We start from the raw sequence: 11617 nt of genomic DNA on the forward strand, positions 1-11617 counted from the left end.
ATGTCACAATTCGCCTCACGAATGTGTCGAATTCCGGCCCGGAACCGAATCGTCGGTCCCGACCGCTGGCGCTCGAAACTGTTCCAATTCGAAAGACGCCATATTCTGCGCCGTCCGGGCCCAAGACCAATGGCACTCCGTATCGCACGGATGCCGTTTCTGGCCCTAAGGCTGGCTTTCGGGGCGCCCGATATCGGCCATGCCAAGGTCAAAGGTGGCTTCAAGGCAGTCCGATCCAACGCCTCGGGCGAGGGCGAAGTTGCAGGCAACTCCGGTCCGTACCTATTCTGGCGATCTGCTGAGGAAACTCCCGGCCGACAGCCCGGAAAAGAAAACGGGGCGCCCGGAGGCGCCCCAGTTTGGCTTATCAGGCTCGGTTTTTTGTACCGCTCGGTTTTCTGCCTGCGGCCTGATCCGCCGTCGGAGCGAGCGCACCCGCCCCGGAACCCGCATCACCTCCGGGGAAGCGGAGATGACTTGGTATATGCTCAGCTGCAGCCCGAAGTGGCACCGCAGGTGTTGCATTTCATGCAGGTGCCGTTGCGCACCAGCGTGTAGTTCCCGCAATCACCGCAGGCCTCGCCTTCGAAGCCCTGGATTCGAGCCTTGGTGCGGTTGTCCATCGTGGCGATGGCGCCGACCGAGGTTTGGGTGCTGGCGGTCGTTTCCGGCACCAGCGTCTGAAGCGTTGCGAGCGGGTCGGCGGCACCGTCCAGTGCGATGCCGCCGGCCATTCCCTGGACACCGCCCTGCAGGACAACCAGCTCTTGGGGAAGCCGTTTGCGCAGGTAACCGGTCGAGGAGATCTGCTTGAGTACCTGGAGGGACTTGCTCGCTGCAGATTCGGAGAGTTCCGCGACATTCGCCAGGCCCTCGTTGTAATCCCCCTTGCCGAGATCATCGAAAGTATGACCCGAGGGTTTCACATGGGCGAGGTCGGTACGGTCGAGATAGGAGACCGCCAATTCGCGGAAGATATAGTCGAGGATCGAGGTGGCGTTCTTGATCGAGTCGTTGCCCTGAACAATGCCCGCCGGCTCGAATTTGGTGAAGGTGAAGGCGTCGACGAACTCCTCCAGCGGCACGCCGTATTGCAGGCCCACGGAGACCGCGATGGCGAAGTTGTTCATCATCGCCCGGAAGCCCGCGCCTTCCTTGTGCATGTCGATGAAGATCTCGCCCAGCGAGCCATCGGCATATTCGCCGGTGCGCAGGTAGACCTTGTGGCCGCCGACATTCGCCTTCTGGGTGTAGCCCTTGCGGCGCTCCGGCATCTTCTCGCGATGGGAGCGGACGATCTCCTTGACCACCACCTTCTCGATGATCTTCTCGGCGAGCACCTGCGCCTTTTCCTGCGGCGTGCCGGTTTCCAGCACCTCCTGCGCGTCCTCGTCATCCTCGACGAGTGCGGCGGCGAGCGGCTGGCTCAGCTTGGAGCCGTCGCGGTAGAGCGCGTTGGCCTTGGTGCCGAGGCTCCAGGAGAGTTCATAGGCACGCTGGCAATCGGCGATGGTCGCGTCATTGGGCATGTTGATCGTCTTGGAGATCGCGCCCGAGATGAAGCTCTGCGCCGCGGCCATCATCTTGATGTGGCTGTCGACCGACAGGAAGCGCTTGCCCTTCTTGCCGCAGGGATTGGCGCAATCGAAGATGCTGTAATGCTCCTCGCGAAGGTGCGGGGCCCCTTCCAGAGTCATCGTTCCGCAGACATGGTCATTGGCGACATCGATCTGTGCCTTGGTGAAGCCAAGGTCGGTCAGCATGTCATAGGTCGGGTCGTTCAGCTTCTCAGCCGGGATGCCCAGAACATCGGTGCAGAACTCCGCGCCCAGCGTCCACTGGTTGAAGACGAAACGGATGTCGAAGGCCGTCGGCAGCGCCGCCTCGATCTTGTTGATCTCGGCCTTGCCGAAGCCGTTGCCAGCCAGCGAGGTGTGGTTGATGCCGGGCGCATTTCCAAGCGAACCGTGGCCCACCGCGTAGGAGATGATCTCCTCGATCTGGCTGGACGTGTAGCCCTGCTTTTCAAGCGCGGCCGGGACCGAGCGGTTGATGATCTTGAAGTAGCCGCCACCGGCAAGCTTCTTGAACTTCACCAGCGCGAAATCGGGCTCGATGCCGGTGGTGTCGCAATCCATGACGAGGCCAATCGTGCCGGTGGGCGCGATGACGCTGACCTGTGCGTTGCGGAAACCGTTGATCTCGCCGAGGCGCAGCGCCTCGTCCCAGGCATGTTTGGCCAGCTCGTTGAGGCTCTTGTCCGGGTTGGAGCGGTGATCCAGCGGCACCGGCTTCACGGCGAGCTTCTCGTAGCCTTCGCTGTTGCCATGCGCGGCGTTGCGGTGGTTACGGATGACGCGCAGCATGTGCTTGGCGTTGCGCTCGTAGCCGGCAAAGGGCCCGAGCTCGCCGGCCATCTCGGCCGAGGTGGCATAGGCGACACCGGTCATGATCGCGGAGAGTGCGCCACCGAGCGCCCGGCCCTCGTCGGAGTCGTAGCTGTAGCCCATGTTCATCAGCAGCCCGCCGATATTGGCATAGCCAAGCCCGAGGGTGCGGAAGTCGTAGGAAAGCTGGGCGATCTCCTTGGACGGGAACTGCGCCATGGTCACCGAGATTTCCAGCGTCAGCGTCCACAGACGCGTGGCGTGCATGTAGTCCTCGGCGTGGAACACGCCGTCCTTGAGGAAGGTCAGCAGGTTCATCGAGGCCAGGTTACAGGCCGTGTCGTCGAGGAACATGTATTCGGAGCACGGGTTGGAGCCGCGAATGGCCCCGTCTTCCGGGCAGGTATGCCAGGCATTGACGGTATCGTGGAACTGGATGCCCGGATCGGCACAGGACCACGCGGCGTGGCCGATCTGTTCCCACAGGTCGCGCGCCTTGATGACTTTGGCAATCTGGCCATCGGTGCGGCGGATCAGTTCCCAGTCGGCATCGTCCTTCACCGCCTGCAGGAAGGCATCGGTGACGCGGACGGAGTTGTTGGAGTTCTGGCCGGAGACGGAGCTGTAGGCTTCGCTGTCCCAATCGGTGTCATAGGTCGGGAACTCGATGCTGGAATAGCCCTGCTTGGCATAGTCGAGCACGCGCTTGACATAGGTCTCCGGGATCGAAACCTTCTTGGCCTCGCGGATCGCCTTTTTCAGCGATGGGTTCTTCTTGGGATCGACCGCGTCGGCCGCGTCGCCGTCCCAGGTGCCGATGGCGTCGAAGATCAGGTTGAGCTTCTGCTCATGCATCTTGGAACCGGCGACGATGGAGGCAACCTTCTGCTCCTCCTTCACCTTCCAGTTGATGAATTCCTCGATATCGGGGTGGTCGGCGTCGCAGATCACCATCTTGGCGGCGCGCCGCGTGGTGCCGCCGGACTTGATCGCGCCCGCCGCGCGGTCGCCGATCTTGAGGAAGCCCATCAGGCCGGAGGACTTGCCGCCGCCCGAGAGCGACTCGCCTTCGGCGCGCAGCGAGGAGAAATTGGTGCCGGTACCGGATCCGTATTTGAACAGGCGTGCCTCGCGGACCCAGAGGTCCATGATGCCACCCTCGTTCACCAGGTCATCGGAGACGGACTGAATGAAGCATGCATGCGGCTGCGGATGTTCATAGGCGGAGTTGGACTTGGTCAGCTTGCCGGTCTTGTAGTCGACATAGTGGTGACCCTGGGACGGGCCGTCGATGCCATAGGCCCAGTGCAGGCCGGTATTGAACCATTGCGGGCTGTTCGGCGCGGCGCGCTGCGTGGCCAGCATGTGGCGCATCTCGTCATAATAGGCGCTCGCATCCTCCTCGGAGGTGAAATAGCCGCCCTTCCAGCCCCAATAGGCCCAGGCGCCGGCGAGGCGGTCAAAGACCTGCCGCGCGGAGGTTTCGCCGGTGAAGCGCGCGCCTTCCGGCAGATCGTCCAGCGCCTTCTCGTCGGGCACCGAGCGCCACAGGAACTCGGGCACGCCCTTTTCCTTCACGCGGCGCAGCTTGGCGGCCACGCCTGCCTTGCGGAAGTATTTCTGCGCGATCACATCGGAGGCAACCTGGCTCCACGAGGCAGGAACATCGATATCCTTGAGGCAGAAGACCACGGTCCCGTCCGGATTGCGGATCTCGGAGGTCGTCGTCGTGAAGGCCAGCCCGGCGTAGGCATCTTCTCCTGCAGTGGTGAATTTTCTTTCGATTTTCATAGGTCGCCCCGTGCCCCTAAATTGCCCGCCGTTGAGATGGCGGTTTTTCAAGTTATACCGACAGGGTCTTCCCACCGCCGCCGGCACCGCGATCCGAAAAAAGCGCGCAAGACACGGGCACACGCCCCTCGCCGGGCATGGAAATGGGCGCTAGGCCCGTTTCGTCGGTGTGTGGTCGTCCCTAGCGAGCATCGCCACTATATCTTGTGGTCTTGTCATCTCGCTCGCACAATCTGGCGTAGGTAGGCACTATTGGTCAACGAGAAAATTTGAACGAATTCATAAAACTTTCGCTTGACCGGCAAACCACCAGCAGGTCCACAACATCTGGGGCCGACTCACTTCGTTAACGTCAGTTATTAACAACATCTTGCGCCGCATCGCAGCAAGTCAGGCAAAATACGGGGTTAGTCTGTGGATATCAACGAATGCTTGAACTTGCCCGCGTTAACGAACAGCAGCAAATCGCGGGTCATCCGCCGGCTCCCACGGTTTGACCCGCGCTACTAGATGTTGTGTCTGAATGACCGCTCTGCAACGGCAACCATCCCCTGCGCAGAGCCTCTTGACAGCTCCGCGCCGCGATGATCCATCCGCCGCGCCACGCTTCAGCGCTGCGCCACCTGCCAGTCGGGATGCCGCCAGGGGGCTATATTTTCAGGCGCCAGCGGCGTGCGGCCAAGGATATGATCGGCCGCTTTCTCGCCCACCATGATCGCAGGCGCGTTGAGATTGCCGTTGGTGATTCTGGGAAAGATCGAGCTGTCGGCCAGCCGCAGCCCGTCCACGCCGATCACCCGGCATTCCGAATCGACCACCGCGCCCGGATCATCCTTCCGTCCCATCCGGCAGCTGCCGCAGGGGTGATAGGCGCTCTCGGCGTGCTCGCGGATGAAACCGTCGATCTCGTCATCGCTCGTGAGCGCATCGCCCGGCTGAATCTCGTGCTTGACGAAGGGCTTGAACGCGTCTTGCGCGAAGATCTCCCGGGTGAGCCGGATACATCTGCGGAAATCCACCCAGTCCTGCTCGGTCGACATGTAGTTGAAGAAAATGCGTGGCGCCTCCTTCGGATCGGCGGAACGCAGCGTGATTTCGCCGCGCGAAGGCGAGCGCATCGGGCCGGTATGGGCCTGGAAGCCGTGGCCTTCGGCCGCCGCCTTGCCGTCATAGCGCACGGCGATGGGCAGGAAGTGATACTGGATATCCGGATAATCGACCCCGGCCTGCGAGCGGATGAAGGCCGCGCTTTCGAACTGGTTCGAAGCGCCCAGCCCGGTGCGGGTAAACAACCATTGCGCGCCGATCAGCGCCTTGCCCCAGAGGTTCCAGTACTTGTAGAGCGTGATCGGCTCGCGGGCGGCCATCTGGATATAGACCTCGAGATGGTCCTGCAGGTTCTGGCCGACGCCGGGCCGGTCGGCCACCACGTCGATCCCGTGCTCCGCCAGATGCGCCGCGGGGCCGATGCCGGAAAGCATCAGCAGCTTGGGCGAATTGATCGAGCTGGCCGCGAGGATCACCTCGCGCTCGGCCCGGATCACCTCCACCTTGCCGCCCCGCTCGACCTCGACGCCCACCGCGCGGCCGTCCTCGACCACGATACGCCGGGCAAAGGCACGCACCAGCGTGCAGTTCTCCTGTTTCAACGCCGGTTTCAGGTAGGCATTGGCCGTGGACCAGCGCCGCCCCTTCCAGACGTTCTGCTCCATCACGCCGAAGCCTTCCTGCTTCTCGCCGTTGTAATCCTCCGTCACCTCGTAGCCCGCCTGCTGGCCGGCCTCGACAAAGGCGGCGTGGAGCGGGTTGGTGCGCGGGCCGCGCGTCACGTGCAGCGGGCCATCCGTGCCACGCCAGTCCGGGTCGCCGCCGTGCCCGCCGTCGTGCCAGTGTTCCATCCGCTTGAAATAGGGCAGCACATCGGCAAAGGACCATCCCTCGGCGCCGGCCTCGGCCCAATGATCGAAATCGCCGGCATGACCGCGTACATAGACCATGCCGTTGACCGAGGAAGAGCCGCCCACGACCTTGCCGCGCGGGGTGGCCAGCCGCCTTCCGCCCAGATGCGGTTCGGGTTCGGTCTGGAAGCCCCAGTCATAGAGCGGCATGTTCATCGGGTAGGAGAGCGCCGCCGGCATCTGGATGAACGGTCCCCAGTCGGAGACGCCATGCTCGATGACCAGCACCTTGCGGCCGGCTTCGGCGAGCCGGTAGGCGGTGGCGCAACCGGCCGACCCGGCGCCAATGACAACATATTCCGCCTGCATCAGAAGGGGGCCTCCACGTCATTCATCGAGACATAGACGGATTTGACCTGGCTATAATGCTCGATGGCTGTTTTTGAGTTTTCGCGGCCGACGCCGGAGGCTTTCATGCCGCCAAAGGGCGCCTCGACCGGGGCAAGGTTGTAGGTGTTGATGTAGCAGGAGCCGGCCTTGATCGCGGCGATGACGCGATGGGCGCGGGTGAGATCCTGCGTGAAGACGCCGCCGGCGAGGCCGAACTCGGTGTCATTCGCCCGCGCGATGACCTCCGCTTCCTCTTCGAAATCGAGCACGGCGAGGACGGGGCCGAAAATCTCCTCGCGGGCGATGATCATGTCGTCGGTGACGTCGGTGAATACGGTCGGCTGGATGTAATTGCCGGGACGGATGATGATCTTGCCGCCATAGGCGAGCGTGGCGCCCTCTGCCTTGCCCTTCTCGATATAGCCGAGCACAATATCGCGCTGCGCGCTGGTGACCATCGGGCCGAAGCTCGTCGCCTCGTCCATCGGGTCGCCGATCACCGCCGCGTCCAGCCGCTCGCAAAGCCGCTTCACGAAGGCCTCCCGGATCCCCTTTTGCACGAAAACACGGGTGCCATTGGAGCAGACCTGCCCGGTGGAATAGAAATTGGCCAGGATCGCGCCGCTGACAGCGTTCTCCAGGTCCGCATCGTCAAAGATGACCAGTGGCGACTTGCCGCCAAGCTCCATCGTGACGTGCTTCATCTCGGCGGCGGCGGCGGCATAGACCTTGCGGCCGGTGGGCACGGAGCCGGTGAGCGAGACCTTGGCCACGCGCGGATCGGTCGTCAGCGCCGCGCCGACATCGCCCAGCCCCTGGATCACGTTATAGACGCCTGCAGGGGCACCCGCCTCGGTCAGGATCTCGGCGATTTTCAGAGCACAGAGCGGCGTTGTCTCGGAGGGCTTGAACACCATCGTGTTGCCGCAGGCCAGCGCCGGGGCGCCCTTCCAGCAGGCGATCTGCGTCGGATAATTCCACGCACCCAACCCCACGCAGACGCCCAGCGCCTCGCGGCTGGTATAGACGAAATCGCCACCCGGCTGCGGGATGTACTCGCCCGTCAGGCTGCCGGCGAGACCGCCGAAATATTCCAGCGCGTCGGCGCCGGAGGTCGCGTCGGCGACGAGCGTTTCCTGCAGCGGCTTGCCGGTGTCATAGGTTTCCAGTTCGGACAGCTCGCGGTTGCGCGCGCGCATGATGTCGGCGGCCCGGCGCAGGATGCGGCCGCGTTCGGTTCCGGTCAGCGCCGCCCAGGCGGCTTGCGCCTCGCCGGCCGCCGTGAGCGCGCGTTCGATGATCGCAGGCGTGGCGGAATGGACCTGCGCGATCTTCTCGCCGCTATGGGCAGAGATCACGTCGATGGGCGTTCCGGCGGTATCTTCGACATATTCGCCGCCGATATAGTGGCTTGCCGTGGGTTTCGGATCGATGGGCATGGGAGATGTCCCTTTCGCATGGTGATCTGGCTTTATCGGAGGATCGGATGGAGGCGGTCAGCCGTTCTCATTTGCCTTCGACAATTCATTTTCGAGCGCTGCGCAGACCTGTGCGGCCGCTTGCGGGCCGGTCGTGCCGTCATTGCGCAGCGCGTGATGGAGGTAGAGCCCGTCGATCAGCCCGGCGAGGCGGCGGGCGACATCGCCCGCGCGCGGCCCAACCAGCGGGCGCAGGTCGTGGACGAGATTGGAGTGCAGCCGCTTGTGATAGACGCTCAAGAGTCGCAGCGCCTCGTCCGAACGTTGAGCGAGCACGTAGAAATTGAGCCAGGTTGCGATGGTGTCCCGACGAAAATGGTCTTTGGAAAACCCTGCGCAGACGATGGCGCGCAACCGATCTCGGTGGCCATTGGCGGGGGAGAGGGCCTGGCGGACCTCGACGCCGTAATCGGTCAGAAGCTGGCGCATGGCGGCGAGGATCAGCGTCTCCTTGCCACCGAAATAGTGATGCGCCAGCGCGGACGAGACCCCTGCCCGCTTCGCGATCTGGCTCACCGTGATGTCGAGCGAACCGGCGCGGCCAATCTCGGCCATGGTAGCCTCGACCAGCGTCGCCCGGCGCAGAGGTTCCATTCCAACCCTTGGCATCTTGTGCGGCTTTCCTCAAACTCGGCCTTGCAAAACGCAGACTAGGCTGTTTTTAATTGACTCGTCAATCAACAAAAACGCCACAAACAGGGAAACCGCAAACATGAAGCATTTCTTTCTGACCACCGCCCTCATGCTCGGCACCACCACTGCCGCTATCGCTGCCTGCGACAAGGTCACCTTTTCCGATGTCGGCTGGACCGACATCACCGCCACCACCGCGGCCACGACATTCGTGCTCGACGCGCTCGGTTACGAGACCGACATCAAGGTGCTCTCGGTGCCGGTCACCTATACCTCGATGGCCCAGGGCGATATCGATGTGTTCCTCGGCAACTGGATGCCCACCATGGAGGCCGATATTGCCCCCTATCGCGAAGCCGGCACTGTGGAGACGGTGCGGGAGAACCTGGCCGGGGCGAAATACACGCTGGCCGTGAACAAGGTGGCGATGGATCTCGGGATTGCCGATTTCGCCGATATCTCCAAGTTCGAAAAGGAACTGGATGGCGAAATCTACGGTATCGAGCCGGGCAATGACGGCAACCGGCTGATCCAGTCGATGATCGACGGCGACGCCTTTGGGCTGAGCGGGTTCAAGGTCAAGGAAAGCTCCGAGCAGGGCATGCTGGCGCAGGTAGCGCGGGCGACGAAGAAGGACGACCCGATCGTGTTCCTCGGCTGGGAGCCGCATCCGATGAACGCCAATTTCGAGATGGGCTACCTGACGGGGGGCGACGAGTTCTTTGGCCCCGATCTTGGCGGCGCCACCGTGCATACCAACACGCGGACGGGCTATGTTGCGGAATGCCCGAATGTCGGTGCGCTGTTGGGCAATCTTGTCTTCTCGCTCAAGATGGAGAACGAGATCATGGGCGCGATTCTCGACGATGGCGAGGATCCGGTGAAGGCGGCGGCGGCGTGGTTGGGCGCCAATCCCGATGCCTGGATGGGCTGGCTCGACGGCGTTACCACCAAGGATGGCGGCGACGCGGCAGCGGCGGTGAAAGCCGCGCTCGGCATGTGAGGTTCCGAGGGAAGCCGGGGGGCGCTGCCCCCCGGAGCCCCCCGGGATATTTTTGGAAAGATGAAGAACAGGCGAGCGCTTCGAGGCGGCCCGTCGTGGAGGCTCGATGGATTGGTTGACTGACAACAAGATTCCGGTCGGATCGGCGGCGGAAGCCGTATTCGACTGGTTGCAGCATCACGGAGAGTGGTTCTTCGACGGGCTTTCGAACCTTATGGAAGGGTTGATCGAGGCCATCCTGTTCGTGCTGCAGGCACCGCATCCGTTGCTGGTGGTGCTGGCATTTGTCGGGCTGAGCTGGGTGCTGCAGCGCAACTGGAAGATCTGTGTCTTCGTGGCGGTGGGCTTTCTTTTCATCATCAACCAGGGCTACTGGGAAGAGACGACGGAGAGCCTGACACTGGTATTGTCCGCCTGTGTCGTCTGCATGGCGATCGGGGTGCCGATCGGGATCGCGGCGGCCCATCGGCCCAGGCTCTACGCGGGGATGCGGCCGGTTCTGGACCTTATGCAGACGCTGCCGACCTTCGTCTATCTCATCCCCGCGATCGTCTTTTTTGGCATCGGCATGGTGCCCGGGCTGATCGCGACGGTGGTCTTCGTTGTCCCAGCGCCGATCCGGCTGACTTACCTGGGGGTGTCGACCACGCCCAAGGCATTGCTGGAGGCCGCCCGCGCCTTTGGCGCGACGCCCTCGCAGGTGTTGACCAAGGTGGAGCTTCCCTATGCCTTTCCGCAGATCATGGCCGGGCTGAACCAGACCATCATGCTGTCGCTGTCGATGGTGGTGATCGCCGCGCTCGTGGGCGCGGATGGATTGGGCGTTCCGGTGGTACGGGCCCTCAACCAGGTGAACACGGCGCTTGGATTTGAATCGGGCTTCGTGATCGTCGTGGTGGCGGTCATGCTGGACCGGATCCTGAACCTGGGAGCGAAGAAATGAGCACGGCAGTTCGCTTCGACAATGTGTCCATCGTTTTCGGCAATCATCCCGAGCGCGCGCTGCCGCTGATGGATGCCGGGCAGTCCCGCTCCGAGATACAGGAGGCGACGCAACAGGTGCTCGGCGTGCATGATTGCTCGCTGGAGGTGGAGCGCGGCGAGATCCTTGTTCTGATGGGGCTGTCGGGTTCTGGCAAATCGACGCTCCTGCGCGCCGTGAACGGGTTGAACCCGGTAGTCCGCGGAGCAGTACATGTGACCGATGGCGATGACATGGTGGATATCACCCATGCCGACAAGGCAACGCTGCGGCAGATGCGGCTGAGCAAGATCGCCATGGTGTTCCAGCAATTCGCGCTGCTTCCCTGGCGGACGGTGCGGGAGAATGTGGGCCTCGGGCTGGAGCTTGGCGGCATGGCCGTGGCGCAGCGCACGGCCAAGGTGGACGAACAGCTCGCACTGGTGGGGCTGGCCGATTGGGCCGACCGCAAGGTGGGCGAGCTGTCGGGCGGCATGCAGCAGCGCGTGGGGCTTGCCCGCGCCTTTGTCACCGATGCGCAGATCCTGCTGATGGACGAGCCCTTTTCCGCGCTCGATCCGCTCATTCGCACACGCCTTCAGGACGAGTTGCTGGAATTGCAGGAGCGGCTGCAGCGCACGATCATCTTCGTCAGCCACGATCTCGACGAGGCGTTCAAGATCGGCAACCGGATCGCCATTCTCAAGGGCGGGCGAATCGTGCAATGCGGCACGCCGCAGGAGATCTTCTCCAACCCGGCCGACGAATACGTGTCCGATTTCGTCGCCCATATGAACCCGCTGGGGGTGTTGCGGGCCTCGGACGTGATGGAAACCCTCTCGGGCGACGCGCCCGCACATATCATCGGGGCGGATACGCCGGTGGAAGACGTGATGCGGCTCCTGCTCGACCAGGGGATCACGCTCGGGGTGCAGCGCGAAGGCCAGCTTGTCGGGCAGGTTACAAAGGCCACGGTGATGCACCGCTTGCTGGACCCGCGCGCCGATATCTGAGCGGGTCATTCGGTCGCGAAGCCGCCCTTCCCTGTCGCTTTCGGTGGGCTGAAACAGCCCGTC

At 63.1% G+C, this 11617-nt stretch carries 7 protein-coding genes; 3 read left to right on the plus strand and 4 right to left on the minus strand.

Annotated elements, in window-relative coordinates:
• Positions 1 to 488: 488 nt before the first annotated feature.
• From BLR85_RS03395 to betI, 4 genes are all read right to left on the minus strand, one after another.
• Positions 489 to 4178, minus strand: coding sequence for a vitamin B12-dependent ribonucleotide reductase (locus tag BLR85_RS03395; protein ID WP_093149511.1), 3690 nt, complete (start codon positions 4176 to 4178; stop codon positions 489 to 491).
• Positions 4179 to 4786: 608 nt separating this feature from the next.
• Positions 4787 to 6445, minus strand: a complete 1659-nt coding sequence (gene betA, locus BLR85_RS03400; protein WP_093149516.1) for a choline dehydrogenase — start codon at positions 6443 to 6445, stop codon at positions 4787 to 4789.
• Positions 6445 to 7905: a betaine-aldehyde dehydrogenase gene (gene betB / locus BLR85_RS03405; RefSeq protein ID WP_093149520.1), complete on the minus strand. Its 1461-nt coding sequence runs from the start codon at positions 7903 to 7905 to the stop codon at positions 6445 to 6447. Before betB ends, betA begins: the two co-directional genes overlap by 1 nt.
• Before the next feature lie 57 nt (positions 7906 to 7962).
• Positions 7963 to 8553 (minus strand): choline-binding transcriptional repressor BetI, encoded by a 591-nt coding sequence (gene betI / locus BLR85_RS03410; RefSeq protein WP_093149525.1) that lies wholly within the window; start codon positions 8551 to 8553, stop codon positions 7963 to 7965.
• 103 nt (positions 8554 to 8656) lie between these two features.
• On the opposite strand from betI, the gene choX reads away from it, so the two are divergent.
• The 3 genes from choX (at position 8657) to choV (ending at position 11554) form a co-directional block, all read left to right on the plus strand.
• Entirely contained in the window at positions 8657 to 9580 is a 924-nt protein-coding gene (choX, locus tag BLR85_RS03415) for a choline ABC transporter substrate-binding protein (RefSeq protein WP_093149529.1), read from the plus strand.
• Positions 9581 to 9686: 106 nt separating this feature from the next.
• A complete protein-coding gene (gene choW, locus BLR85_RS03420; RefSeq protein ID WP_093149533.1) occupies positions 9687 to 10523 on the plus strand; it encodes a choline ABC transporter permease subunit in 837 nt (278 codons plus the stop codon).
• Positions 10520 to 11554, plus strand: coding sequence for a choline ABC transporter ATP-binding protein (gene choV, locus BLR85_RS03425; RefSeq protein ID WP_093149536.1), 1035 nt, complete (start codon positions 10520 to 10522; stop codon positions 11552 to 11554). Before choW ends, choV begins: the two co-directional genes overlap by 4 nt.
• Positions 11555 to 11617: the final 63 nt, after the last annotated feature.

Origin of the sequence: Aliiruegeria lutimaris, from assembly GCF_900099935.1 — a bacterium.
Taxonomy (GTDB): domain Bacteria; phylum Pseudomonadota; class Alphaproteobacteria; order Rhodobacterales; family Rhodobacteraceae; genus Tropicimonas; species Tropicimonas lutimaris.